Annotated in this window: 21 protein-coding genes; 11 read left to right on the top strand and 10 right to left on the bottom strand. The window is 60.4% G+C overall.

What is annotated here, in order from left to right:
• Nucleotides 1–283: 283 nt before the first annotated feature.
• From hcnC to hcnA, 3 genes are read right to left on the bottom strand one after another with little or no spacing between them, the layout of a single operon-like run.
• Nucleotides 284–1,546, bottom strand: coding sequence for a cyanide-forming glycine dehydrogenase subunit HcnC (hcnC, locus tag PFLQ2_RS17240; protein ID WP_003180503.1), 1,263 nt, complete (start codon nucleotides 1,544–1,546; stop codon nucleotides 284–286).
• The gene (gene hcnB / locus PFLQ2_RS17245; protein ID WP_003180502.1) at nucleotides 1,530–2,948 is read right to left on the bottom strand and encodes a cyanide-forming glycine dehydrogenase subunit HcnB; all 1,419 of its coding nucleotides are present in this window, start codon (nucleotides 2,946–2,948) and stop codon (nucleotides 1,530–1,532) included. The genes hcnC and hcnB overlap by 17 nt, the downstream gene beginning before the upstream one ends.
• A complete protein-coding gene (hcnA, locus tag PFLQ2_RS17250) occupies nucleotides 2,945–3,271 on the bottom strand; it encodes a cyanide-forming glycine dehydrogenase subunit HcnA (protein WP_003180501.1) in 327 nt (108 codons plus the stop codon). Before hcnA ends, hcnB begins: the two co-directional genes overlap by 4 nt.
• Nucleotides 3,272–3,545: 274 nt before the next feature.
• Here hcnA and PFLQ2_RS17255 point away from each other — a divergent pair, with 274 nt between their 5' ends.
• Nucleotides 3,546–4,229, top strand: coding sequence for a response regulator transcription factor (locus PFLQ2_RS17255; RefSeq protein WP_003180500.1), 684 nt, complete (start codon nucleotides 3,546–3,548; stop codon nucleotides 4,227–4,229).
• The gene (locus PFLQ2_RS17260; RefSeq protein WP_003180499.1) at nucleotides 4,207–5,592 is read left to right on the top strand and encodes a sensor histidine kinase; all 1,386 of its coding nucleotides are present in this window, start codon (nucleotides 4,207–4,209) and stop codon (nucleotides 5,590–5,592) included. Before PFLQ2_RS17255 ends, PFLQ2_RS17260 begins: the two co-directional genes overlap by 23 nt.
• A 49-nt stretch (nucleotides 5,593–5,641) precedes the next feature.
• Here the strand turns inward: PFLQ2_RS17260 and PFLQ2_RS17265 are convergent, their stop codons facing one another.
• The 4 genes from PFLQ2_RS17265 to PFLQ2_RS17280 all read right to left on the bottom strand — a co-directional run bounded on the left by PFLQ2_RS17265 (nucleotide 5,642) and on the right by PFLQ2_RS17280 (nucleotide 10,617).
• On the bottom strand, nucleotides 5,642–5,887 hold the full coding sequence (locus PFLQ2_RS17265) for a DUF1652 domain-containing protein (protein ID WP_003180498.1): 246 nt from the start codon (nucleotides 5,885–5,887) through the stop codon (nucleotides 5,642–5,644).
• Between the two features lie 239 nt (nucleotides 5,888–6,126).
• Nucleotides 6,127–7,611: a helix-turn-helix transcriptional regulator gene (locus PFLQ2_RS17270; protein ID WP_003180497.1), complete on the bottom strand. Its 1,485-nt coding sequence runs from the start codon at nucleotides 7,609–7,611 to the stop codon at nucleotides 6,127–6,129.
• An 85-nt stretch (nucleotides 7,612–7,696) separates the two neighbouring features.
• Nucleotides 7,697–8,980: a Zn-dependent hydrolase gene (locus PFLQ2_RS17275; RefSeq protein WP_003180494.1), complete on the bottom strand. Its 1,284-nt coding sequence runs from the start codon at nucleotides 8,978–8,980 to the stop codon at nucleotides 7,697–7,699.
• A 152-nt stretch (nucleotides 8,981–9,132) separates the two neighbouring features.
• A complete protein-coding gene (locus PFLQ2_RS17280) occupies nucleotides 9,133–10,617 on the bottom strand; it encodes an NCS1 family nucleobase:cation symporter-1 (protein WP_003180493.1) in 1,485 nt (494 codons plus the stop codon).
• Between the two features lie 621 nt (nucleotides 10,618–11,238).
• Here PFLQ2_RS17280 and hydA point away from each other — a divergent pair.
• From hydA to PFLQ2_RS28735, 5 genes are all read left to right on the top strand, one after another.
• Entirely contained in the window at nucleotides 11,239–12,678 is a 1,440-nt protein-coding gene (gene hydA / locus PFLQ2_RS17285) for a dihydropyrimidinase (RefSeq protein WP_003180491.1), read from the top strand.
• A 179-nt stretch (nucleotides 12,679–12,857) separates the two neighbouring features.
• Nucleotides 12,858–14,225: an NAD(P)-dependent oxidoreductase gene (locus PFLQ2_RS17290; RefSeq protein WP_003180487.1), complete on the top strand. Its 1,368-nt coding sequence runs from the start codon at nucleotides 12,858–12,860 to the stop codon at nucleotides 14,223–14,225.
• Nucleotides 14,226–15,500, top strand: coding sequence for an NAD-dependent dihydropyrimidine dehydrogenase subunit PreA (preA, locus tag PFLQ2_RS17295; RefSeq protein ID WP_003180485.1), 1,275 nt, complete (start codon nucleotides 14,226–14,228; stop codon nucleotides 15,498–15,500).
• A 252-nt stretch (nucleotides 15,501–15,752) separates the two neighbouring features.
• Nucleotides 15,753–16,874: an RHS repeat-associated core domain-containing protein gene (locus PFLQ2_RS28740; protein ID WP_003180483.1), complete on the top strand. Its 1,122-nt coding sequence runs from the start codon at nucleotides 15,753–15,755 to the stop codon at nucleotides 16,872–16,874.
• A 138-nt stretch (nucleotides 16,875–17,012) separates the two neighbouring features.
• Complete coding sequence (locus tag PFLQ2_RS28735; protein ID WP_003180480.1) at nucleotides 17,013–18,071, top strand: RHS repeat-associated core domain-containing protein; 1,059 nt, start codon at nucleotides 17,013–17,015, stop codon at nucleotides 18,069–18,071.
• Between the two features lie 44 nt (nucleotides 18,072–18,115).
• Here PFLQ2_RS28735 and PFLQ2_RS17300 read toward each other — a convergent pair whose 3' ends face one another.
• From PFLQ2_RS17300 to PFLQ2_RS17310, 3 genes are all read right to left on the bottom strand, one after another.
• Nucleotides 18,116–18,736, bottom strand: coding sequence for a TetR/AcrR family transcriptional regulator (locus PFLQ2_RS17300; RefSeq protein WP_003180478.1), 621 nt, complete (start codon nucleotides 18,734–18,736; stop codon nucleotides 18,116–18,118).
• A 163-nt stretch (nucleotides 18,737–18,899) separates the two neighbouring features.
• Nucleotides 18,900–20,042: an HlyD family secretion protein gene (locus tag PFLQ2_RS17305; protein ID WP_003180476.1), complete on the bottom strand. Its 1,143-nt coding sequence runs from the start codon at nucleotides 20,040–20,042 to the stop codon at nucleotides 18,900–18,902.
• A complete protein-coding gene (locus tag PFLQ2_RS17310; protein WP_003180475.1) occupies nucleotides 20,039–21,700 on the bottom strand; it encodes an MFS transporter in 1,662 nt (553 codons plus the stop codon). The genes PFLQ2_RS17305 and PFLQ2_RS17310 overlap by 4 nt, the downstream gene beginning before the upstream one ends.
• Nucleotides 21,701–22,425: 725 nt before the next feature.
• Here PFLQ2_RS17310 and PFLQ2_RS17315 point away from each other — a divergent pair.
• The 4 genes from PFLQ2_RS17315 to PFLQ2_RS17330 all read left to right on the top strand — a co-directional run bounded on the left by PFLQ2_RS17315 (nucleotide 22,426) and on the right by PFLQ2_RS17330 (nucleotide 26,597).
• Nucleotides 22,426–23,613: an OprD family porin gene (locus PFLQ2_RS17315; protein WP_003180473.1), complete on the top strand. Its 1,188-nt coding sequence runs from the start codon at nucleotides 22,426–22,428 to the stop codon at nucleotides 23,611–23,613.
• Between the two features lie 190 nt (nucleotides 23,614–23,803).
• A complete protein-coding gene (locus PFLQ2_RS17320; RefSeq protein WP_003180472.1) occupies nucleotides 23,804–24,622 on the top strand; it encodes an NAD-dependent epimerase/dehydratase family protein in 819 nt (272 codons plus the stop codon).
• A 42-nt stretch (nucleotides 24,623–24,664) separates the two neighbouring features.
• Entirely contained in the window at nucleotides 24,665–25,570 is a 906-nt protein-coding gene (locus tag PFLQ2_RS17325) for an SMP-30/gluconolactonase/LRE family protein (protein ID WP_003180470.1), read from the top strand.
• Between the two features lie 58 nt (nucleotides 25,571–25,628).
• Nucleotides 25,629–26,597, top strand: coding sequence for a TRAP transporter substrate-binding protein (locus PFLQ2_RS17330; RefSeq protein WP_003180468.1), 969 nt, complete (start codon nucleotides 25,629–25,631; stop codon nucleotides 26,595–26,597).
• Nucleotides 26,598–26,609: the final 12 nt, after the last annotated feature.

Genomic DNA, 26,609 nt, shown 5'->3' with positions numbered 1-26,609 from the left:
CTGTAACCAACCGCTGAAGGAAAAGCGATGAAACTGATCGGCAGGCTGGACTCACCCTCGCCCTTGTGGCGAGGGCGCTTGCTCCCGCTGGGCAGCGCAGCAGCCCCAATCAATTGCCTGACACACCGGGTCGCCAGGTCTCAGGGCCGCTTCGCGCCCCAGCGGGAGCAAGCTCCCTCGCCACGGGTGACGGTGGCTGTTGGGCAGATTCGTGCACGACCCCACAGTCCATTTGCGGATGACTGTGGGATTGTGTTCACCTCAGGTCCTTCATTGGGTCCCTTCAGGCCAGTTCCACTTCCTTCGGTCCGACGGCCATCGGTGCGACTTCGAAGCGATCCGCCAGGAAAGGTGTGATGTCCAGCGGCAGCGGTTCGTTGTTCACCAGTTTGTCCAGCAGCACTCCGGTGATGGCCGAGGTCAGGATGCCGGTGCGGAAATGGCCGCAGGCGTTGAGGTAGCCTTCCACGCCGCACATCGGCCCCAGGATCGGCAACTCATCGGGAGAGCCCGGACGCAGGCCGGCCCAGGTGCGTTTCAGGTTGATGTCAGCCAATTGCGGGATACAGCGCACCGCGCCTTGCACCAGCCCTTCGATCTCGGGGTAGGTGGTGGTCACGTCGAATCCCTTGTCTTCGGTGGTGCTGCCGATGAGGATTTCGCCATTGTCTTTCTGCGCCACGTAGCAGTCGCTGGTGGTCAGGCAGCCGTTGAGGATTTTCGGCATGCGTTCGGTCAGCAGGATCTGGCCCTTGACCGGCTTGACCGGGATCCGCACGCCGGTGGCCTGCTCGCTCAGGTCCGCCGCCCAAGCGCCGGCGGCGTTGATCAGCGTCCGGCAATGGAAAGTCCCCGCCTCGGCGGTTTCCACGCCCGTGACCCGCGTGCCCTCGCGCAAGACCTCGGTGACGTTGGTGTTGAAGAAAATATCGACACCGTTCTGCCGCGCGCCTTCGGTGTAGGCATCAGCCAGGCGAAACGGGCTGACCTGATGGTCACAGAGAAACTCCAGCGCACCGCGGGCCTCATGGCTGACACTCGGCTCGGCCTCGCGCAAGGCGGCCTGGTCCAGCCAGCGCACCTGGTCCGCCAGGTGCGGGATGCACGCGACAATGTGCTCGGCGTACAAACGATCCTCGTCGTCGTAAATCACGAACTTGAGCCCGGTCCGCTCGAACTTGCAGTCCATCCCATGGTTTTCCAGCAGCTCACGGTGCAACTGGGGATACATGGCGTTGGACTGAAGGGCGAAATCGAAGAAGGACTGGGGCAGGATATGTGGCGTGCTGGCATCCACCGCCACGGCGCTGCCCTGGGTCTTGCGCTTGCGGTCGGCGGACATCATGCGAAAGAAAATCACCCCGCAACCCAAGCCCACGGACTCGCCGATAGCCCACAAGCCGCCGGCCGAAGCGCGGGTGGCGTTGCCGGGCCGCTTGGCGTCGATCAGGGCGATTTTCAGGTGCGTGCGCTTGGACAGTTGATAGGCACAGGAGGCCCCGATCACACCGCCACCGGCGATGATCACGTCATAGTGCTGGGTCATGGGAAATAGCCTCCGAGCCAACGTTCTGGAAAGCTGAGAAGGGAATCGGATCGATGGGAAAGCGTGGCCGCAGCCAGCCGACATCGGCACGTCCCGTGGCTTCGCGCAACCGGTCGCTGCAATAACCGACGCACATCCGCCCTTGGCAATCGCCCATGCTCACGCGGGTGCGCATCTTCAGGCTGGCCATGTCCTGCACGCCCTGTTCCAAGGCGCGGTCGATGTCGGCGCGAGTGGCGTGCTCGCAGCGGCAGATCACCGTATCGGCGGCCGGCAATGCGGTTTGCCCGGCGCCACGCTGGGTGTAGCGATCCACGGCAGCGCGGAAGCGGACAATTCGGTCAAGCTGCGCCTGGTACCGCTCGCGGTGCTCAAGGGCGGTGGACGAATCCAGTACGTTGCGTTGCATCAGCACCGACAGCGCCGCGATACGTCCGCTCAACATGGCGGCCTCTCCACCACGAATCCCGCCCATGTCACCGGCGAGGTGGATATGCGCCTCGCTGCTCTGCTGCCAGGCATCGGCCACGGCCCGCAAATAGCCGTCCTCGCTGAAGCCATGCTCCAGACCCATCTGCTGGCTCAATTGAGTGCGCGGGATAAACCCGTAGCCAACCGCCAGGGTCTGGGCCGGCACCTGTTCGGCGCGCTTGAGATCGGGCACCCAGGCAGTGGAATATGGCGCCACGGTGACGATACTCAACTCCCCTTCACCGTCAGCCTGCACGACGCCCCAGCCGTAGCGCATGGGAATTCGATTGAGCTTGAGATAGGCCAGCATGCTCAAGCCGTCGAGAAACAACTGCGGTTTGTTCAACAGCGCCAGGCTTTCCTTGGCGATCCTGCCGAACGTGCAGGCCTCGTAGACCCCGGCCACCGCCACGCCCGCAGCGTGCAGCTGGCAAGCCACCAATGGCAGCAACGGCCCGGTGCCAGCGATCACTACCGGCCCCGGCGGCTTGACCGCCCCACTCTTGATCTGCAATTGCAGGCCACCAAGCATCATTACGCCCGGCAGCGTCCAGCCCGGAAACGGCACGCTGCGTTCATGACAACCGGCGGCCAGGACCAGGTGGGAATAGGCAATCTCACGCAGGCGCTCGTCGGCGTCCAGCAACATCAATGCCCGGAACCCCTCGGCACCGACGACACGGCTGCTCGTGCGCACGTCGATCAAGGCAGCGTGGCGCTGGAACGTGCCGTGAAGTTTGTCCAGGGCTTCGTTGTAGCGCGGCCCCAGGTAATCCAGGTTCACGCCATCGCGCAGCGGTCCGCGATACACGACGCCACCCAGGCGCGGCGCTTCCTCGAGCAAGGTGCTGCGTACTCCGTGGCTGGCCAGCTCAATGGCCGCCGCCATACCCGCCGGCCCACCGCCGACAATGACCGGATCGAGGTTCATGGCGCCTCCGTCCCGGTGATGCGGTTGGCACGGGTTTCGATCTGCATGCCGGGACGAACCAGGGTCTGGCAGGCGCGGCGCTTGTGGCGTCCGTCGATCCTGACCAGGCAGCACTGGCATACGCCCATGCCGCAATAGGCGCCGCTGATCTGGTCGTGATCGTTGCGAGCCACCTGGCGTTGCCCCAGGGACTGGATGACAGAGAGGACGGTTTCACCCTGGGCGGCGTTGACGGCCTGCCCATCCAGGCGCACCGTCATGTCGGCCCGTGCCAAGGGCTGGATATCAAATTTGCGGCACAGAAGTTCTTGAGGTTGAATCATGCTGCTCTTCCTTGAAGGTTCAGAGGGGCTTCGGCTCCTTGCGGCACGCCCTTCGGTTTGCATCGGTTCCCGGTAGCGGCGATGCGCCAACGCAGGGCGACAGACGCAACATAGTAGTGCGCACGAAATGGATGTTAGGGATTATTTGTGACCAAGTGTTGATCCAGGCCAGTGAATCCGCTTGCCGGCCCATGAACTTTTTTTCAGAAAGCCGACAGGTATTCTTTGGCAGAATGCAGCGCAATAGCTCCAACTTCCCAACACGGTACCGCCCATGAACCGCATCCTGACCATTGAAGACGACGCCGTGACCGCCCGTGAAATCGTCGCCGAGCTGACCCGCAACGGCCTGGACGTCGACTGGGTCGACAATGGCCGCGAGGGCCTGGAACGCGCGGTAAGCGGTGACTACGACCTGATCACCCTCGACCGCATGCTGCCCGAGCTCGACGGCCTGGTGATCGTCACCACGCTGCGGACCATGGGCGTGGCCACGCCGATCCTGATGATCAGCGCCCTTTCCGATGTCGACGAGCGGGTCCGCGGCCTGCGGGCCGGTGGCGACGATTACCTGACCAAGCCGTTCGCCACCGACGAAATGGCCGCCCGGGTCGAAGTGCTGCTTCGGCGCAACAACGGTGCCCGGGAACCGGAAACCGTCCTGCGGGTGGCTGACCTCGAACTGAACCTGATCAGCCGCGAAGCCAGCCGCAACGGCCAGTTGCTCAGCCTGCTGCCCACCGAATACAAGCTGCTCGAGTTCCTGATGCGCAACAGCGGTCAGATTCTGTCGCGCATGATGATTTTCGAAGAAGTCTGGGGCTACCACTTCGACCCCGGCACCAACCTGATCGACGTCCACATCGGCCGCCTGCGCAAGAAGATCGACCCGCCAGGCCTGGACCCGCTGATTCGCACCGTGCGGGGTTCCGGCTATGTCATTGCTGAACCCCGCTAAGGGCTGGCGCTCCTCCAGCAGCCGCTTGCTCGCGCTGTACAGTTCACTGTTCGTGATCTGGAGCGCGATCCTGATGGGGGTGATGTACTACGAAGTGTTCGGCTACCTCGACAGCCTGGCCAAGCACTCCCTGATGCAACGCCAGCATCTGTTCGCGCGGATCCATGGCGAACAACTGGACGATGCGCTCATGGCCAGCCTGACGCTGGACGAGCGCGGCGTCGATGCCTATGGCCTGTTCGATCCGCAACTGCGCCACCTGAGCGGCCCGATCCAGCAAATCCCTGGGGACCTGCCGCTGGACGGCAAGATTCATATGCTCGGCGGTTGTATCGATTCCGATGACCCCAGCGTGCCTTCCGACAGTTGTGATGCAGTGGCCACCCGGACCCAGGACGGACGCTGGCTGGTCCTGGCGCGGGACAACGGCTCGCTGTTCGCCGTGACACGCATCATCCTCCACGCGTTGTTCTGGGGCGTGTCGCTGACGATCCTCCCGGGCATTGCCGGCTGGCACCTGCTGCGCCGTCGCCCGCTGCAACGTATTCGCCAGTTGCAGGCCAGTGCCGAGGCCATCGTCGCCGGAGACCTGACCCATCGCCTGCCACTGTCGAGCCGGCGCGATGAATTGGACATGCTGGCGGCGATCGTCAATGCCATGCTCGATCGCATCGAACGCTTGATGAACGAGGTCAAGGGCGTGTGCGACAACATTGCCCATGACCTGCGCACGCCCCTGACCCGCTTGCGCGCTCAGTTGTACCGCATCCAGCAAGAAGCTGCGGACGGCTCGCCCGAGGCGTTGCAGATGGACCAGGTGATTGCCGAGACCGATACCCTGATGGCGCGGTTTCGTGGCTTGCTGCGCATTTCCGAACTGGAAGACCAGCAACGACGCTCGGGTTTCGTGCGCCTCGATCCCTTGCAGTTATTGCTGGAGCTGCATGATTTCTACCTGCCGCTGGCCGAGGAGCGCGAATTGACCTTCGTGCTGGAAGTACCTGACAGCCTGCCCCTGCTCAATGGCGACAGGGCGCTGCTGTTCGAGGCCGTGTCGAACCTGCTGAGCAATTCGATCAAGTTCACCCCGACGGGGGGCCGTGTGATTCTGCGGGGGGTCGATCAGGGTGACAGCACGCGCATCGAAGTACTCGATTCCGGCCCCGGCATTCCCGAGACAGAGCGCAAGGCCGTGTTTCGTCGTTTCTACCGCGCCGAGGGCAGCAGCCAGCACGGCGGATTCGGCCTGGGCCTGTCGATCGTCGCGGCGATTGTCAATTTGCACGGCTTTACGCTGGAAGTGGACAGCAGTGAATACGGCGGCGCGCGGCTGGCGCTCGATTGCCGGCCAACATTGTTGTGACGGCCGGCTCGTAGGAACACAGGGTTACTTGTCAAACCATTCTGGATTCTCAGGGCTCGGAACGATGCAGCGGGGTGTTTTTCAGCTCGTAGCGCAGCTCGTCGATCAGCTTGGCAATGCTTTCATCGGAGCGGACGCTGTCCAGGCTCATGCCGCTCACCACCAGGTCCACTTCGCCGCTTTCGCGGTGATAGAGGCGTACGGTGAGGGTGCCGTCGCCGTTGAGGCTGCATTCACAGGCCAGCGGCGTAAAGCTTTCTTCGAGGCGGGTGCGCAAGGGTGCCAGATGAGTCATGGGTTGCACCTCAGCTGCGAAGGCGCAAATGAACGGTGGACAGCGTCCACTTCCGGGCAGGCATGGACGTCCTGTCGATCTCGCACTTACGGGGTTCGATGCACATTGTGGCGTATTCCTTGACTGTTTCATGGGGACGCGACATCCGTAGCGATATCGCACCCTGACAGCCTAAGGACCCCGACCCACACGCAGAACCCGAATTTGCACCAGCATGCCAGGTGCATTTGCACTGGCTATCATGGTGCCTTCATCCGCCATTCATTGGCGAACAACCCGCGCTCCCGAGCCCAGACAATCGCCTCGCTGCGGCTATGAACGTCCAGTTTCGAATACAGCGTCGCCACATGGTTGCGTACCGTATTGGGTGCCAACTTCAAGCGCGCGGCGATCTCCTTGTCGGCCAGCCCCTGGCAAATCAGGCCCAGCACGTCGCGCTCCCGAGCCGTCAATTCAGTGAACGAGGCACTGGGCACCTGGGCATTGATGCTTTTGACGTTGGCCAGTTTCTCGATCAGGGTCCGACTGAACCAGGAAGCATCCTTCATCACCTCCTCGATAGCCGCCACCAGCTCCAGCTCCGAGCGCTTGCGCTCGGTGATGTTCATCAACACTAGCAGGTAACAAGGCTTGTCCTCGATCAGCACCGTATCGGCAGCGACTTCGCAGTCGATAAGTTCCCCCTCCTTCTTTTGCACCTTGACGTCGAGCTTTGAAAGAGCCGCAGTCTTTTCCAGCCTGGCGAATAGCGTGTCCCTGGCATCCTTATCGAGAAAGCCGATTTCCTCCACGGTTTTGCCCAACAGTTCTTCGCTGGCATAACCGGTGGTATGCAGAAAAGCTTCGTTGACTTCCATCAACTGCTGTTCGGCGTTGCACACCAGGGTCGGTACGGGTGACAGGCGGAACGACTTGGCAAAGCGCTCTTCGCTCTGGCGCAGCGCCGTTTCAGCCTTGCGGCGCGGCTCCATGTCCATGAAGGAAAACAGCATGCAGTCCTCGTCCTGCAGGTCCAGGGGCTGGCCGGCGACAATCACTTGCTTGCTCCCGCCATCGGGCAGTTTAAGCTCGGCCTGCATTTGCGGGATGGTCGCGCCCTGCCCCAGGCGCTCGACGGCCAGGTCACGTTTTTCCGCAGCTTCGAGCACGTCCAGTTCATACACCGAACGGCCGATCACCTGGTCGCGGCTGTAGCCCGTCATTTCCAGGAAACCCTGGTTGACCTTGATGTAGCGCAGGTCGCTGAGACGGCAAATCACTGCCGGCGCCGGATTGGCGCCGAAGGTCTTTTCGAACCGCTGTTCGGCGCTGGCCCATTCAGTGGCGTCACTGAGAATCAGCACGAGATATTCCGGTTCGCCCCCGCGATCGCTCAACACCATGCTGCGGATCCGGTGGACCCAGGTGCGATCCGGATCGGCCTCGGGCGTCACCTCCACCAGGATATCGCTGAACTCATCGCCACGGGCGACCCGGGCAATTGGGTAGTTATCCTCCGTCAGCGGGTGATTGTTGCGATAGCGCAGGTTGAAACGGCGGGCGTATTGCTTGGCATTGGCGCCCAGCTCACTGATGTCCTGGACACCGTGCATGGCCAGGGCGGCTTCATTGGCCCAGGCAATGGTCTGGTCGACTTCGATCAACATCACCCCGTCCGACAGCCCGGCGATGATCTGCAGCAATTGACGGCGATTGGTATCTGTATTGGGGACGTCTTGGTTCATTGGGTCTCCATGTGGTCAGTGCCTTTCAAGCATGGATGCGTTGAGGGTTACGACCACATGGGGTGACGTTAGTGCAGCGCGCCATTCATGCCGCCATGCGCCCCTCGGCAATGGCCTGGGAGGCGGCGAGCATGGCGCGCAACAGCACCGCGCAGCCGGCGGCAAGGTCGTCGGGGGCGGCGTTTTCGATTTCGTTGTGGCTGATACCGCCCTCGCAGGGTACGAAGATCATGCCGGCCGGGCCCAGTTCGGCGAGGAAAATTGCGTCATGACCGGCACCGCTGACGATGTCCAGATGCGACAGGCCCAACCCCTGGGCAGCGCCGCGCACGGCGTCGACGCAGCCTTTGTCAAAATACAGCGGCGGGAAGTCGGCGGTGGGTTTCAGTTCATAGGTCAGGCCATGTTGCCGGCAGGTGTCTTCGATCATCTGCTTGACCTCGGCAATCATCGAGTCCAGCCGCGCCGGTTCCAGATGACGGAAGTCCAGGGTCATGCGCACTTCGCCAGGGATGACATTGCGCGACCCCGGATAGGCCTGCAGGCAACCGACCGTGCCGCAGGCATGGGGTTGATGGCCGAGGGCGGCGCGATTGACGGCGCCGACGATGATCGAGGCCCCCACCAGGGCGTCCTTGCGCAGGTGCATCGGGGTCGGGCCGGCGTGGGCTTCGACGCCACGCAAGGTCAGGTCGAACCATTTCTGCCCCAGCGCGCCCATCACCACGCCGATGGTCTTGCCCTCGTCTTCGAGGATCGGCCCCTGTTCGATGTGCGCCTCGAAATAGGCGCCCACCGCATGGCCACTGACCGGGCGCGGGCCAGCATAGCCGATGGCGTTCAACGCCTGCCCCACCGTGATGCCTTCGGCGTCGGTCTTGGCCAGGGTTTCCTCAAGGGTGAATTTTTCCGCGAACACGCCGGAGCCCATCATGCATGGGGCGAAGCGCGAGCCTTCTTCGTTGGTCCACACCACCACTTCAAGCGGTGCTTCGGTTTCGATGTTCAGGTCATTGAGGGTGCGCAACACTTCCAGCCCGGACAGCACGCCAAAGCAACCATCGAACTTGCCGCCGGTGGGCTGGGTGTCGATGTGGCTGCCGGTCATCACCGGCGGCAGGTTCGGATTGCGTCCCGGGCGGCGGGCGAAGATATTGCCCACCGCATCGATGCTGACCGTGCAGCCGGCCGCCTCGGTCCATTGCACGAACAGATCCCGGGCCTGGCGGTCCAGGTCGGTCAGGGCCAGCCGGCACACCCCGCCCTTGACCGTGGCCCCGAGCTGCGCCAGGTCCATGAGCGATTGCCACAGGCGGTCGCGGTTGATGTGCGGGAGGGTGGACTGTAGGACGTCGATGGCAGCGTTCATGGGGATCTCCTTAAACCAGTTATCTCAATCTCAACGCGGTTCAGTGTGGGAGCGGGCTTGCTCGCGAATGCGGTGGGTCAGTCGACATCACTGCTGGCTGACCCACCGCATTCGCGAGCAAGCCCGCTCCCACATTCGACCGCATCCATCTGTTATTGCAGGGGTGATTTAACGACGGCGGGACTGGCGCCCTGCAAACTGCACAACCCGTAATAAATCACCCCGCCCAGCGCCGAGCCGGTGAACCAGCCGTAGCTGTAGAACCAGCTGAACGCATCGCTGCCCAGGGACAACAGCGTCAGCACCACCGGTACGCCAAAGGCGATGAAGCCGTTCCAGTTCCACGCCGGATACACGTCATCGCGGTACAAGCCGGCCAGGTCCAGTTGCTGTTTCTTGATCAGGAAATAATCCACCACCATGATCCCGGCAATCGGCCCCAGCAAACTCGAATAGCCCAGCAGCCAGTTGGAATAAACCGACTCAAGGCTGACCTCGGACACGATCAGGCCGAGTTTCTTCAGCAGTTCGTGGGCCATCAGCGCCAATCCCACCAGCCCGGTGAGTATCACGGCCTTGGTGCGGCCGATCAGTTTGGGCGCCAGGTTCTGGAAGTCGTTGGTGGGTGAGACGATATTGGCGGCGGTATTGGTCGAAAGCGTGGCGACGATGATCAGCACCATCGCCAGCGCCACCCAGACCGGGCTCTGGATATGTCCGATCAAGGTCACTGGATCGGAGACCGTCACCCCCACCAGTTTTTCCGAGGCGGCGGTCATGACCACGCCAAGGGAGGCGAACAGGAACATGGTTAATGGCAGGCCGATGATCTGCCCCACGATCTGGTCCTTCTGGCTCTTGGCATAACGGCTGAAGTCAGGAATGTTCAACGACAGGGTCGCCCAGAAACCGACCATGGCCGTCAGCCCGGCGAGGAAGTAGCTGGTCACCCCGGCGCCTTCAGGACGCTTGGCCGGGACCGCCATCAGTTCGGTCAGGGAGACATTGGGCAACGCCCATACCAACAGGCCGGCCCCCACCAGCACCAGCAGCGGCGCGGACAAGGTTTCCAGCCACTTGATCGATTCGGCACCGCGCAACACCACCCACAGGTTAATGACCCAGAACACCATGAAGCCAATCACTTCACCGGTGCCGCCCAGGCTCTTCCAGCCTTCAAACACCGAGCCCAGGAACAAGTGGATCGCCAATCCTCCGAACATGGTCTGGATGCCGAACCAGCCACACGCCACCAGCGCGCGGATCAGGCACGGCACATTCGAGCCAATGACACCGAAGGACGAACGCAACAGCACCGGAAACGGAATGCCGTACTTGGTCCCGGCAAAAGCGTTCAGGGTCAGGGGAATCAACACGATGATATTGGCGAACAGGATCGCCAGCAGCGCCTCGCCCACCGTCAGGCCGAAATAGGCCGTGAGCACGCCACCGAGGGTGTAGGTCGGCACGCAGATCGCCATGCCCACCCACAACGCGGTGATGTGCCATTTGTTCCAGGTTCGCTCGTGCACCTTGGTCGGCGCGATATCGTGGTTATAACGGGGGCTGTCGAGGACGTCGTTGCCGGCTTCAAGCTCGAACAATCCGTCGCGCTCAGTCACTGTTGATCTGGTCATGTCCGCTCCACTGTTTTCATTATTCTTTGCTCATCGACGGGCGATGGCCGGAGTACTTGCATGTCTGGCACAAGTGCTACCGATAGCCCGGCTGGCAGCGACAGCACTCAATAACCGTGCCGAATGATCCGCCGAATTGACCGGACGATCGATATAACACTTGCAACCTGTTGATCTTTAATTCTTTTAGTCCCAACCAAAGCCAAACTTAATGGTGTTATCGCCGACATGAGGCTAGATGACTTGCACACGCTGTCGAGTCAAAGATTCAAAGTGGTGCATCTCGAATCGACGAGAAGTGTCTAGACCGCGCTTCAACGGCTTTCAAGCCGCTGATTTACCATGACAAATCTCGCTCAAATCTCGATCCTGTCAAGTGCGTCAAAATGGTGAGCATGCTCACCATTTTGGGGATTTTGCTTTTTTATTGTTTAAATTCAATAGGTTATAAACGTAATAAGCTTATAAAAAATAATCTTGCTCATTTTATAAACTCAAGCTAGCGTCTAATCCTGACAGGCGTGACAGGAATAAAACCGGCCCGCCTGCGTTATTTATCAACCGTGCTCGATAAAACATAAAGAACCGGCAACAGTCGGTCATGCCTGCGAGGAACTCGGAATGTCTTTGTTGATCCGTGGCGCCACCGTTCTTACCCATGATGAAACTTATCGCGCCGACGTGTTTTGTGCCGACGGCATCATCAAGGCCATTGGTGAAAACCTCGACGTTCCGGCCGATGCCGAGGTGCTCGATGGCAGCGGGCAATACTTGATGCCGGGTGGCATCGACCCGCATACGCATATGCAGCTTCCGTTCATGGGCACCGTTGCCAGCGAGGACTTTTTCAGCGGCACGGCGGCAGGCCTGGCCGGGGGCACCACGTCGATCATCGACTTCGTCATTCCCAACCCGCAGCAGTCGTTGATGGAGGCCTTTCACCAATGGCGTGGCTGGGCCGAAAAAAGCGCCAGTGACTACGGCTTTCATGTGGCGATCACCTGGTGGAGCGAGCAGGTGCGCGAAGAAATGGCCGAGCTGGTCAGCCATCACGGCGTGAACAGCTTCAAGCATTTCATGGCCTACAAGAACGCCATCATGGCCGCCGACGACACCCTCGTGGCGAGCTTCGAGCGTTGCCTGGAGCTGGGAGCGGTGCCCACGGTCCACGCGGAAAACGGCGAGTTGGTCTACCACCTGCAACGCAAGCTGCTGGCCCAGGGCATCACCGGTCCCGAGGCCCATCCATTATCGCGCCCCTCGCAGGTGGAGGGCGAAGCCGCAAGCCGGGCCATCCGTATTGCCGAAACCCTGGGGACGCCGTTGTACCTGGTCCACGTGTCGACCAAGGAAGCGCTGGACGAAATCACCTATGCCCGCAGCAAGGGTCAACCCGTCTATGGTGAAGTGCTGGCCGGCCATCTGTTGCTGGATGACAGCGTCTATCGCCATCCGGACTGGCAGACCGCCGCCGGTTACGTGATGAGCCCGCCCTTCCGCCCTCGCGGGCATCAAGAGGCGCTCTGGCACGGCTTGCAATCCGGCAACCTGCACACCACCGCCACCGACCACTGCTGTTTCTGCGCCGAGCAGAAAGCCGCCGGCCGCGACGACTTCAGCAAGATCCCCAACGGCACCGCCGGTATCGAAGACCGCATGGCCGTGCTCTGGGACGAAGGGGTGAACAGCGGCAAGTTGTCGATGCACGATTTCGTCGCCCTCACCTCCACCAACACCGCGAAGATCTTCAATCTCTACCCACGCAAAGGGGCGATCCGCGTCGGCGCCGATGCCGACCTGGTGCTCTGGGACCCGCAGGGTAGCCGGACGATTTCAGCCAAGACTCACCACCAGCAAGTGGACTTCAACATTTTCGAAGGCAAGACCGTACGCGGCGTGCCCAGCCACACCATCAGCCAGGGCCGATTGGTCTGGGCCGATGGCGACCTGCGGGCCGAGCGCGGTGCGGGGCGCTACATCGAACGGCCGGCGTATCCGGCGGTGTTCGACTTGCTGAGCAAGCGGGCTGAATTGCACAGGCCAACCGCTGTGAAACGCTGAATCCAGGCCTTCGGCCTTCGCGAGCAAACCCGCTCCCACATTGGATCTGGGATAGCCGCAGAGGTGTGGTGTGCAGCAAATCCCTTGTGGGAGCGGGCTTGCCCGCGAAGGCGTCAGTCCAGGCAACGAAAAACCACTGCCCACCAGAGGCAGCACCTCAAACACCGTGAGGCCATTCCATGATCCAGCCCTTGAATCATCTCCCCCATTCTTTGGAAGACCCGGCCACCCTCGCCGCCCGCTTCAGTGACCTGGCGCCACCGCTCAACGCGCGCCAGGCCCACCTGGAAGCCTCCCGTTGCCTGTATTGCTACGACGCGCCCTGCGTGAACGCCTGTCCGAGCGAGATCGATATCCCCTCGTTCATTCGCAACATTCACCAGGACAACGTTCAGGGTGCGGCGAAAAAGATTCTTTCGGCCAATATCCTCGGCGGCAGCTGCGCTCGGGTCTGCCCGACGGAGATCCTTTGCCAGCAAGCCTGCGTGCGCAATAACGCACATGAATGTGCGCCGGTGTTGATCGGCCAGTTGCAGCGCTATGCCGTGGACAACGCCCACTTCACTGAACACCCGTTCAAGCGTGCAGCCAGCACCGGCAAGCGCATCGCAGTGGTGGGTGCCGGCCCGGCGGGCTTGTCCTGCGCCCACCGCAGCGCGATGCACGGTCATGACGTGGTGATTTTCGAAGCCCGTGAGAAGGCTGGTGGCCTCAACGAATACGGCATCGCCAAATACAAGCTGGTGGACGATTACGCCCAGCGCGAACTGGACTTTCTTCTTGAGATCGGCGGCATCGAAATCCGCCACGGTCAGAAGCTCGGTGCAAACCTGAGCCTGAGCGATCTGCATCAACAGTTCGACGCGGTGTTCCTCGGCCTTGGCCTGGCCGCCAGCAAACAACTGGGCCTGAGCGATGAATACGCACCAGGCCTGCTCGCCGCGACCGAGTACATTCGCGAACTGCGCCAGGCCGACGATCTCAGCCAGTTGCCCTTGGCCGACCGCTGCATCGTGCTCGGCGCCGGTAACACCGCCATCGACATGGCCGTGCAAATGGCCCGTCTCGGCGCTCGCGATGTCAACCTGGTGTACCGCCGCGGCCTGGAGGACATGGGCGCCACCGTTCACGAACAGGACATCGCCAAGGCCAATCAGGTGCGCCTGCTGACCTGGGCCCAGCCGCAACAGGTATTGCTCGATGACGCCGGACATGTGCGGGGCATGCGCTTCTCCCGCACCCACCTTGAAAGTGGCCGGTTGATTGCCAGCGCCGAAACCTTCGACCTGCCCGCCGACGCCATTTTCAAAGCCATCGGCCAGGCGTTCGATGACGACGCACTGGTAGATCCCCTGGCCCGGGAACTCAAGCGCCAGGATGGACGGATTCTGGTGGATGAACAGCTGCGCACCAGCATTCCCGGGGTCTATGCCGGCGGCGATTGCACCAGTCTGGATCAGGACCTCACGGTACAAGCGGTGCAGCATGGCAAGCTCGCTGCCGAGGCGATCAACGCTCAACTCATGCTCAACGTGGAGGCTGCGTAAATGGCCGATCTGTCGATTGTCTTCGCTGGCATCAAAGCCCCCAATCCGTTCTGGCTGGCCTCCGCGCCGCCCACCGACAAGGCCTACAACGTGGTCCGCGCCTTTGAGGCCGGCTGGGGTGGCGTGGTCTGGAAAACCCTTGGCGAGGATCCCGCCGCGGTGAACGTGTCGTCGCGCTATTCGGCCCACTACGGTGCCAATCGCGAGGTACTGGGCATCAATAACATCGAGCTGATCACCGACCGCTCCTTGGAAATCAACCTGCGGGAAATCACCCAGGTGAAAAAGGATTGGCCGGATCGGGCCTTGATCGTGTCGCTGATGGTGCCCTGCGTCGAGGAGTCGTGGAAACGCATCCTGCCCTTGGTGGAAGCCACCGGCGCCGACGGCATTGAGCTGAACTTCGGCTGCCCCCATGGCATGCCGGAGCGCGGCATGGGCGCGGCGGTCGGCCAGGTGCCGGAATACGTCGAGCAAGTGACCCGTTGGTGCAAGACCTATTGCTCGTTGCCGGTAATCGTCAAGCTCACGCCGAACATTACCGACATCCGCGTCGCCGCCCGAGCGGCCCATCGAGGCGGCGCGGATGCGGTGTCGCTGATCAACACCATCAACTCCATCACCAGCGTCGACCTGGACCGCATGGTCGCCCTGCCCAGCGTCGGCAGCCAGAGCACCCACGGCGGTTATTGTGGCTCGGCGGTCAAGCCCATCGCATTGAACATGGTCGCCGAAATCGCCCGCGACCCGCAGACCCAAGGCTTGCCGATCTGCGGCATCGGCGGCATCGGCAGCTGGCGCGACGCGGCGGAATTCATCGCTCTGGGCAGCGGCGCGGTGCAGGTGTGCACGGCGGCGATGCTGCATGGTTTTCGCATCGTCGAAGAGATGAAGGACGGCCTGTCGCGCTGGATGGACGACCACGGCCACGCCAACCTCCAGGCCTTCTCCGGCCGCGCGGTGGGCAACACCACCGATTGGAAGTACCTGGACATCAACTACCAGGTCATCGCGAAAATCGACCAAGAGGCCTGCATCGGTTGCGGCCGCTGCCACATCGCCTGCGAGGACACCTCACACCAGGCCATCGCCAGCCTCAAGCAGGCCGACGGCACCCGTAAATATGAAGTGATCGATGAGGAATGTGTGGGCTGCAACCTCTGCCAGATCACCTGCCCGGTGCAGGACTGCATCGAAATGGTGACGGTCGACACCGGCAAGCCGTTCCTGGATTGGAACCATGATCCGCGCAATCCCTATCATGTAACAGCTTGAGATTTGAGGCGTCTGGGCTGGCCTCTTCGCGAGCAAGCCCGCTCCCACAGGGGATATACGGCGAATACAAATCCTGCACCGCCAATCCCCTGTGGGAGCGAGCCTGCTCGCGAAGGGGCCCTCAGCCACAGCGCAAAACCTCAGGGTAACCCCACCAGAAGCGCCGTATCCAACTAACAGTTCTGCTAGTAGACGTCCTCCCAAAAATATCCGAGCCTGACACAGCCCTGTCACCTAAGCAGAACCCAGCCCATGTCAACGCCGCCAATGAAAATACTGTGCCGCTACCAATATGACCCATTGGATCGCCTCGTAGGCTTGAAGCCTTTGGAGAGCCCAGGCACCCAACGTTTCTATCAAGAAGACGAGTTGGTTAACGAGATAGAGGGTCAATCGCAGCTGACAATCATGCGTCACGGCCCCCAGCCGCTGGCGCAACGATCAGGCACCGACGCCGCCGCCGAGACGACGCTGTTGGCAACGGATCAACAACGTTCGTTGCTCAGGACAGTGGCGGATGCAGACTCGCGACAGATGGCCTATACCGCCTACGGTTATCGCACAGGGGAAAGCGGTTTGAGTTGTCTGCTCGGCTTCAACGGGGAGCGGCCTGAATCGATAACTGGGCATTATTTGTTGGGACAGGGTAACCGGGCTTTCAATCCGGTGTTGATGCGGTTCAACAGTCCGGATGAGTTGAGTCCTTTTGGGGATGGGGGGATTAATGCGTATGCTTATTGTGGGAATGATCCGGTTAATCGGTATGATCCGAGTGGGAATATTGCTTATCACCTGATACAAAGGCGTAACGCATTAGCCGAAATAGCTAGTTTGCCGATACAAAGACCCGCAAGGACTAGAACTCCTCCCATTGTTACCCACACCTCCAAAACCGAAACCAACCAATCAGTAAAATTGATAGCCAATAATCACTCAACACCCGAAACAATATTTGGCATTCCTAATAAGCCCCCGGAGAGATTAAAAAAATTCCCTGCAGAAGGTCCAGCCCGAAGCTCCTTTGCGCCTCGAAATGGTCAACAATCAAAAAGCTCTAGCGGCTCAGGCGCGCGCACAATAAAGGCACGCGAGTATGACGAACTCATCGACGACCTATTAAGGGAATACCCAGACAGCCTAGTACCGATAAGACAGAGTCTTGAAACTGATTTTCACACCGCCACCAGCGCTTTAGCAGAACTTCAAGCCAACAAAGCCCCTAGAGCCACTAGAGCCACTAGAGCTACTAGAGCCATGCAGATGGAACGTGACCGTGCATACTCTAGAGTTACAGTTGCTCGACAGGGCGGCAAACTGCAGTTCCTTGAAGACAACAAACGGGCCGTCGAGGCAATTCGCAAGAACAAGAAATAGAGCGAGAGTATCTGCTCTTCACCTGAATCAGCTACCGAGCCCGCCCATAGCCCTCCGAACTAACAGTTCTGCTAGTAGACGAGCTCCCAAAAATATCCGAGTCTGACACAGCCCAGTTCACCAAACAGAACCCAGCCCATGTCAGCGCCGCCAATGAAAATCCTGTGCCGCTATCAATATGACCCACTGGATCGCCTCGTAGGCTTGAAGCCTTTGGAGAACCCAGGTACACAACGTTTCTATCAAGAAGACGAGTTGGTTAACGAGATAGAGGATCAATCGCAGCTGACAATCATGCGTCACGGCCCCCAGCCGCTGGCGCAACGATCAGGCACCGCCGCCGCCGCCGCCGAGACGACGCTGTTGGCAACGGATCAACAACGTTCGTTGCTCAGGACAGTGGCGGATGCAGACTCGCGACAGATGGCCTATACCGCCTACGGTTATCGCACAGGGGAAAGCGGTTTGAGTTGTCTGCTCGGCTTCAACGGGGAGCGGCCTGAATCGATAACTGGGCATTATTTGTTGGGACAGGGTAACCGGGCTTTTAATCCGGTGTTGATGCGGTTCAACAGTCCGGATGAGTTGAGTCCTTTTGGGGATGGGGGGATCAATGCGTATGCTTATTGTGGGAATGATCCGGTTAATCGGTATGATCCGAGTGGGAATGTTCGGATTGCTATTGCGAACTCATATGGATGGGGGCAACTGAGATTACAACTGAAAGTTATTTCGCGCAGTCCGCCCAAAATCAGGTCATTTGACCCAAACAAAAAATATTCATCTATCAGTGCCAGCGAAGCCACCTCGTCAGCGGTGACAAGAAGAAAAACGCTCATATATGAGAAGGAAGGTTTTCACTCAACCAAAAAACTTTCAACACACACGGACACGGCTAGAATACGCAATAAAAGAGCTAAGAATAAAGAGCTATCAGACAAATGGAAAAAATATTTTTCCGAAAATCCAGACACCCCAGACCGGGCTGATCCTAAATTGAAATCGTTGCTCAAATCGCAATTAGAAAAACTTGAAGCCAAGACACTTGAAGCAAATAAACTTGGTTTAACGAAGGGCGCTAGACACGACTTTCTGAATATACAACGCACAGAAGTCTCACGAATTAAACTGAGAGTCAATAGAAGCCGTTGGGAAAATCTACCACAAAACCAAACCCAAGTTCGCGAGCAAACATAACTAACTCAACTTCAACGAATACGCTACCGCGTGTCAACTTGAGGCTACGGCTCCAACCCAATCCCCCGCAAAATCACGCTGGTCACCGTCTGCACCGCCCGTTCGAATTGCATGTCCGACAACGGCTGGTGATCGTTGAGGATGTTGATCTGGTGGTCGAAGTCGGCGTAATGCTGGGTCGAGGCCCAGATCATGTAGAGCAGGCTTGAGGGTTCGACCGGGAGGATGCGTTTGTCTTCCACCCATTGGCGGATTTTCGCTTCCTTCATCTTGGCCCAGTCATAGAGGCTGGCGTCGAGTGCCTGGCCCAGGGTCGGGGCGCCGTGGATGACTTCGTTGGCCCAGACTTTGGAGCCGTAGGGGCGGCTGCGGGAGTGGTTCATCTTGGCGCGGATGTAGCTGCTGAGCACCACCCGGGGGTCGTCGAACATCTCGAAGCACAAGGCGTCCTGCTTCCACACCTCCAGCAGGTCGAACAGCACCGCGCTGTATAGCTCGCTCTTGGTGCTGAAGTAGTAATGCAGGTTGGAACGAGGCAATTGCACTTCGGCGGCGATGTCGGCCATGGCCGTGCTGCCGAAGCCCTTTTCGGCAAAGACCTTTTCGGCGGCCAACAGGATTTTCTCTACGTTACTGCGACGAATCTCGATCTTGTGATTGCCCATGAGGGCTCCCTGGCGACAGCGTTGTCCAAGACTAGCATTCACCCACTCTCGAAAACACCGCAGATCCCTGTGGGAGCGAGCTTGCTCGCGAAGGCGGCGGCACATCCAGCCGGTCTGCAAGCTGGCTCACCCTGTGCCAAGTCAACCCAACCGGGCCGTGGCCTTACTTCGATGAATCATCCTGGCCGGCAGTATCGATGCTGACCACCACCGACATCCCCGGCCGCAGCCGTTCGCTTTCGGGCTGGTCAGGATCGACGGTGATTCGCACCGGCACGCGCTGGGCGATCTTGACGAAGTTACCCGTAGCGTTGTCGGCCTGCAGCAGGCTGAATTCAGAACCGGTGGCCGGGGAAATGTGTTCGACGTGGCCCTGGAATCTTCGGTGGTCGAGGGCGTCCACGGTGAAGCTCGCCGCCTGCCCTACCCGCACATTGTTCATCTGGGTCTCCTTGAGGTTGGCGATGACCCATTTCTGGTTCGGCACCAACGCCATCAATTGCGCGCCGGAATTGACATAAGCCCCCAGGCGCACGCCGATCTGGCCCAACTGGCCGTCCCGTGGCGCTACGACGCGGGTGTTGGACAGGTCGATGCGCGCCAGTTGCACCGCTGCTTCGGCGCTGGCCACGGCGGCTTCGAGGGCGCCGCGATTGACGATCACCGTTTGCAGGTCTTGCCGGGCGATTTCCAGGCTGGCCTGGGCTTGGGCCACGGCTGCGATGGTTTGTGCATTGGCGGCACGGGTCACGTCCAATTCGCGCCGGGACACCGAGCCATCGCTGATCAATGCTTCGTTGCGGCGCAGATCAGCCGCGCTCTTGCGCGCCTGGGCCTGGCTGTCGGCCAGCGCGGCCTGACGCAGCTTGATGGTGGCCTCGGCGCTGTTGCGTTGCTGCACCACGTTGGCCAGGGACGCTTTCTGCGTTGCCAACTGCGCCAACGCCTGGTCCAACCGCTGGCGGTAAATGCGATCGTCCAGGCGCACCAACAGGTCGCCTGCCTTCACGAACTGGAAATCCTGCACAGGCACTTCATGGACATACCCACTGAGCTGCGGCCCGATGATCGTCACCTGGCCGCGCACCAAAGCATTTTCGGTGGTTTCCACGGCGCTGCTGAACGGTGGGAGTTGCCAGGCATAGAGCACGATCAGCACGCCGATAATTGCCACCGCCGCGAAACCGAGCGATGAGAGCAGTCGCACCCGCAAGGAACGCGGTTCGGTAACCGGCGCAGCAGGCGGCGCCTGGTCTTCGGGGGTGGCGGCGATGGCATTGGTGGTCGTCGGGGTCGGTTCGGTCATGAAGGCGTGGCACCGCGGCTGGGTACGGAAGGGACAGGCGCTGCGGCGACGGGCTGGGTGGTGCTCATCAGCCACAGGGCACGGATGGAAATAGCGATCATGGTCAGCACGGCGATGACCGCGATCAACATGAATACGTCGTTATAGGCCAGCACGTTGGCTTCGCGAGTCGCGGCCGTGGCGAGGCTGCGGATGCCCTGCACGTGACGCAGGCCCGGATCGGCGATCAGCGCGCCCACGGCCGAGCCACCGCTGTCCACCCGCGCGGTCACGCGAGGATCGAACTGGCTGAGGTTTTCCACCAGATGGCTGGAGTGAAATTTCTCCCGCACCACCTGGAACGTTCCCAGCACGGCGGCGCCAATCAGGCCGCCGAGGTTCTGGCAGATGCCGAACAAGACCGAGAAACTCACCAGGTTACGCGGATTGGTCAAGACATTGCGTACCCCCAGGACCATGGTCGGCCCGAGGAAGAAAGTACTGCCGAACGCCAGCAGGAACTGGCTGAAATACAGGTTCTGCGGACGGGTCAGGTTGTTCGAATAACTGTCCATTACCGAACCGCTGGCCATCAGCACCAAGGAGATGATCAGCGGCATGAACAGGTGCGCCGGGTTGATGGTCAAGGCGCTGCTGGCCAGTCCGGCGATGCTGCCCACCAGCATCACGACGTAGAGGCTGTGCATCTGCTGGCTGCTCATGTTCAGCGCTTGCATGAACCCCACAGCTCCGGTGGATTGTTCCGAGGTCACCATGCGAATCAGTATCACCGCCAGCGCCAGGCGGATCATGACGCCACTGCCGAGCCAACGAGTCATCAACATCGGGTTGCGGCGGTTATGCTCGATTGCCAATCCCGCAAGAATCAACACGATCGACGCTGCGGAGGCGACGCCGATCCACGGCGCCTCCAGCCACCAGTCGATGCGCCCCAACGAGAGCACCGCACAAAGCAGCGCCACGCCACTGGCAAGTAAGGTGAAGGTCAGGAAATCGAGCTTTTCAAACGTCTTGAAACGATCCCCCGGCGGCAGTTTGAGCAACAACACGCAGCCGAGGGAGAGCAATGCCATCCCCAGCTCGAACAGGTACAAGCCACGCCACTCGGCTATTTGCAGGAGGTCTTCGGAAAACAACCGGGCCAAGGGCAAGGCCAGTTGCGAAGTGCCCAGGCCCAACACCAACGCTTTGAGTCGCCATTTGGCCGGGAAGGCCTGGACCATGTAATACAGGCCCAGGGAACTCAAGGCCGCACCGACCATGCCATGGGCGGCGCGCACGGCAATCGCCGAGTTCAGGTCATTGACGAACAGGTGGCCGAACGTCACCAGGGCATACAGAGCCAGGAACACTTCGGTGAAGGCACGCAAGCCGAATTGCTGGCGAAACTTCACCAGCAGCAGGTTCATCGAGACGTTGGTCATGACATACGCTGCCGGCAGCCAGGCCATCTCCGCAGTGGTGGCGCCAAGTGCGCCCTGCAGGTACGGCAAATTGGCAATCACCAATGAATTGCCCAGCCCGCCGGTCACTGCCACCAGTATGCCGACCAACGCGTAGGCGAATCGCTTGGGCGTTGGGTGCAGGGGCGTCGAAGGGGAACCGGGCAACGTTGGCCGCTCATGGGGTTGCCAGTTCCGAGGGGCGTAGCGATCCATTCAAAAACCTTGTTCTGACACAGACCCGAAGAGGTGGGCGGATGCCCTTTCGACGGTAAAAGGCAGCAAGAAGTGCCGTTCTTTTACGCAACGTTGCGAGCAAGCTCCCTCGCCACGTCGGCGGGTTCTGGCGTGGTGGTAGGCAACAGCGCGAGGCTACGTAGCCCGAATCAGACCGATGCGACATCTGGATAAACAAAGCCCCTGTGGCGAGGGAGCTTGCTCCCGCTGGGTCGCGAAGCGGCCCCAGGTATTCCGGCCCGGAATGAAAATCCAAGGGCCTGCTGCGCAGTCCAGCGGGAGCAAGCTCCCTCGCCACGGAGGTATCACCGTCCGCTGGCGGGAGCATTCGACTAATGTCTTAGACCAGTCATCGCATGACCGCCAGCAAGGACGGCTACTCTGGAAGCCAGGATTTGCACCGCCCCAATGCCTCCGGCCTGTACCTGAACCTGTCACAACCATTGATATGCCTCATTTTGCAGCAAGGCCAAGTTGGACATTTCCGATAATGGCCAGTTGACAACGACGAACAGCTTCCAAATAATCGCCCTCATGTTGTACGACGACGTATGACAAATAAAAACAACAAAAAAGTAGGGAGCGTCATAGTGAGCACACGTGTCCGTTTTTCGCCCGACAACCGTCCAAACCGCCGTACCCTTCTCAACTCCGGCCCAGCGCTGACACTGCTTGGTTGCAGCAGCCTCGCACTGTTCCTCCCCATGAGCGTTCACGCCGAAGGCTTCGTCGATGACGCCAAGGCTACGTTGACCCTGCGTAACGCCTATTTCAACCGCAACTTCACCAACCCGAACAACGCCCAAGGCAAAGCCGAGGAATGGACCCAGAACTTCATCCTCGACGCCAAGTCCGGTTTCACTCAGGGCACCGTCGGTTTCGGTGTGGACGTGCTGGGCCTGTACTCGGTCAAGCTCGACGGCGGTCGTGGCACGGCGGGTACGCAGTTGCTGCCGGTGCACGACGACGGGCGCCCGGCCGATGATTTCGGTCGCCTGGGTGTAGCCCTGAAGGCCAAGGTCTCGAAAACTGAGCTGAAGGTCGGCGAATGGATGCCAGTCCTGCCAATCCTGCGCTCCGACGATGGCCGTTCCCTGCCACAAACCTTCCGTGGCGGCCAGGTGACCTCCACCGAAATCAACGGCCTGAGCCTCTACGGCGGCCAGTTCCGTGGCAACAGCCCGCGCAACGACGCGAGCATGGAAGACATGTCGATGAATGGCCGCGCCGCCATCACCTCCGACCGTTTCAACTTCGGCGGCGGCGAATATGCCTTCAACGAAAAACGCACCCAGGTCGGCGTCTGGTACTCGGAACTGTCCGACATCTACCAGCAGCAATATTTCAACCTGACCCACAGCCAGCCCATCGGCGACTGGACCCTGGGCGCCAACCTCGGCTACTTCATCGGCAAGGAAAACGGCAGCGCGCTGGCGGGCGATCTGGACAACAAAACCGCATTCGCCATGCTCTCGGCCAAATACGGCGGCAACACCTTCTACGTTGGCCTGCAAAAAGTCAGTGGCGACAACGCCTGGATGCGCGTCAACGGCACCAGCGGCGGCACGTTGGCGAACGACAGCTACAACTCCAGCTACGACAACGCCAAGGAAAAATCCTGGCAATTGCGTCACGACTTCAACTTCGCCGCCGTCGGCGTGCCAGGCCTGACCCTGATGAACCGCTACATCAGCGGTGACAACGTGCACACCGGCGCCATCACTGACGGCAAGGAATGGGGCCGTGAGAGCGAACTGGCTTACACCGTGCAGAGCGGCGCACTCAAGAGCCTCAATGTGAAATGGCGTAACGCATCGATTCGTCGGGACTACAGCACCAACGAATTCGACGAGAACCGCATTTTCATCAGCTACCCGATTTCGCTCCTCTAAGCGCAGGATCTGCCGCCATGGCCCGTTTGCAGCGGGTCATGGCAGCGCGGCAAGCCACGCCAAGGATGCCGGTCTAGAGCGATTCGTCGATCAAACATTGACAAGGTAGCGGAAGGATAAGGATATTTCTCCACAGTCATACGACAACTTATAACAACTAATACCTCTCACTGTTTGCTCAGGTAATTCCATGACTACGACACACACTCGCCACCCTCTCAATCGTCTGCTGCTGACCGGTGCCGCCGGCGGCCTGGGCAAAGTCCTGCGTGAGCGCCTCAAGCCCTTCGCACGTCACATTCGCCTGTCCGATATCGCCAACATGGCACCGGCCATCGATGAAAGCGAAGAAGTCGTGCCATGCGATTTGTCCGATAAACAGGCCGTGCACCAACTGGTAGAGGGCGTCGATGCCATTCTGCATTTTGGCGGTGTTTCGGTTGAGCGCCCTTTCGAGGAAATCCTCGGCGCTAATATCAGCGGGGTTTTCCACATTTATGAGGCCGCTCGCAAGCACGGCGTCAAGCGAGTGATTTTCGCCAGTTCCAACCACGTGATCGGTTTCTATAAGCAGGACGAGACCATCGACGCCCACTGCGCTCGCCGTCCGGACAGCTACTACGGCCTGTCCAAGTCCTACGGCGAAGACGTCGCCAGTTTCTATTTCGATCGCTACGGCATCGAGACCGTCAGCATCCGCATCGGCTCGTCGTTCCCCGAGCCGCAGAACCGCCGGATGATGAGCACCTGGCTGAGCTTCGACGACCTCACCCAACTGATCGAATGCTCGCTCTACACCCCCAACGTCGGCCACACCGTGGTCTATGGCGTGTCAGCCAACCGCGACGTCTGGTGGGACAACAGCCACGCCGCGCACCTGGGTTACCAGCCCAAGGACAGCTCGGAAATTTTCCGCGCCAAGGTCGAAGCGCAGCCGATGCCGGCCGCCGATGACCCGGCCATGGTTTACCAGGGCGGTGCCTTTGTGGCGGCCGGCCCGTTCGAATGATTCGCCTGTTTTCATGGGATACGAACGAACCAAGGAATCGCCATGCAAGCCGAATTGATTGTCGATGCACGTAACGCCGTCGGGGAGAGCCCGGTGTGGGTCCCCGAGGAGAACGCCCTGTATTGGGTGAACATCCCCAACGGTGGCCTGCAACGCTGGAATGCCAGCACTGGAAAAATCCAGGGTTGGGAAGCGCCGGAAATGCTCGCCTGCATTGCCCGCCATCAGGACGGTGGCTGGGTAGCAGGTATGGAGAGCGGTTTCTTCCGCCTGCACCCGCATGACGACGGCAGCCTGGACAGTGAACTGTGCGCAAACGTCGAGCACAGCCGCAGCGACATGCGCCTCAACGATGGCCGTTGCGACCGCCAGGGCCGTTTTTGGGCCGGCAGCATGGTGCTGAACATGGGCGCCAATGCCGACGAAGGACGGATGTACCGCTACGAGGCCGGGCAACGCAGCCCGGTCGAGGCACAACTGAGCGGTTTCATCGTGCCCAATGGCCTGGGTTTCAGCCCGGACGGACGCACGATGTACCTCTCCGATTCGCACCCGCTGGTCCAGCAGATCTGGGCCTTCGACTACGACATCGACAGCGGCACGCCGTCCAACCGGCGGCTGTTCGTCGACATGATGCCCCTGGCCGGACGCCCGGACGGCGCGGCAGTCGATGCCGACGGTTGCTACTGGATCTGCGCCAACGATGCCGGCCTCATCCACCGCTTCTCCCCCGACGGCCGGCTGGATCGCTCGCTGGAAGTACCGGTGAAGAAACCGACCATGTGCGCCTTCGGTGGCAGCAACCTGGACACCCTGTTCGTGACCTCGATTCGCCCGGGTGACGATAACGATCCGCAATCCCTGGCCGGCGGCGTGTTCGCGCTGAACCCTGGCGTGAAGGGCCTGGCTGAACCGGCTTTCGGAGGGCCAAAACACGCCGCGAAATGATCTGCTTCACCGCTTTGCTGAATGAGCCATAAAAAAAACAACAAACTGGAGATTGACCATGGATTTCAAACGCACCCTTCTGATCGCAGCCCTGCCCCTGGCCTTCCTGGCCCAAGCGGCGCACGCCCTTGATATGAAAATCGCTGACATCCACCCCAAAGGCTACCCGACCGTGGTCGCCGAAGAATCCATGGGTAAAACCCTGGAAGCGCAGAGCAAGGGCGAACTGAAGTTCAAGTTCTTCCCGGGTGGCGTATTGGGTTCCGAAAAAGAAGTCATCGAGCAAATGCAAGCCGGCGCGATCCAGATGTCTCGGGTCAGCCTGGGTATCGTCGGCCCTGTGGTGCCGGACGTGAACGTTTTCAACATGCCGTTCATTTTCCGCGACCAGGCCCACATGCGCGCCGTCATCGACGGTGACGTGGGTGATGCAATCCTCGACCGGATCACCAACTCTGAATTCGGCCTGGTGGCCCTGGCCTGGATGGACGGCGGCACGCGCAACGTCTACACCAAGAAGCCGGTGCGCAAGCTCGAAGACCTAAAGGGCATGAAAATCCGCGTCCAGGGCAACCCGATGTTCATCGAGATGATGAACGCCATGGGCGCCAACGGCATCGCGATGGACACCGGCGAAATTTTCAGTGCCCTGCAGACCGGCGTGATCGACGGCGCGGAAAACAACCCGCCGACCTTGCTCGAGCACAACCACTACCAGAACGCCAAGTACTACAGCTTGACCGGTCACCTGATCCTGCCAGAGCCGATCGTGATGTCGAAGATCACCTGGGAAAAACTGACCCCGGATCAACAGGCGATGGTCAAGAAGGCTGCCAAGGCTGCCCAGGCCGAAGAGCGCGTGCTGTGGGACCAGAAATCCGCCGCCAGTGAAGAAAAACTCAAGGCCGCGGGTGTCGAGTTCATCACCGTCGACAAGAAACCCTTCTACGACGCCACTGCACCGGTGCGGGCCAAGTACGGCGCGCCGTATGCCGACCTGATCAAGCGCATCGAAGCTGTCCAGTAAGTCCCTCAATCT

The sequence above is a fragment of the Pseudomonas fluorescens Q2-87 genome (genome assembly GCF_000281895.1).
GTDB lineage: Bacteria > Pseudomonadota > Gammaproteobacteria > Pseudomonadales > Pseudomonadaceae > Aquipseudomonas > Aquipseudomonas fluorescens_S.
The sequence above is the reverse complement of the archived record's forward strand: the minus strand, read 5'-3'. Positions and strand labels throughout refer to the sequence as shown.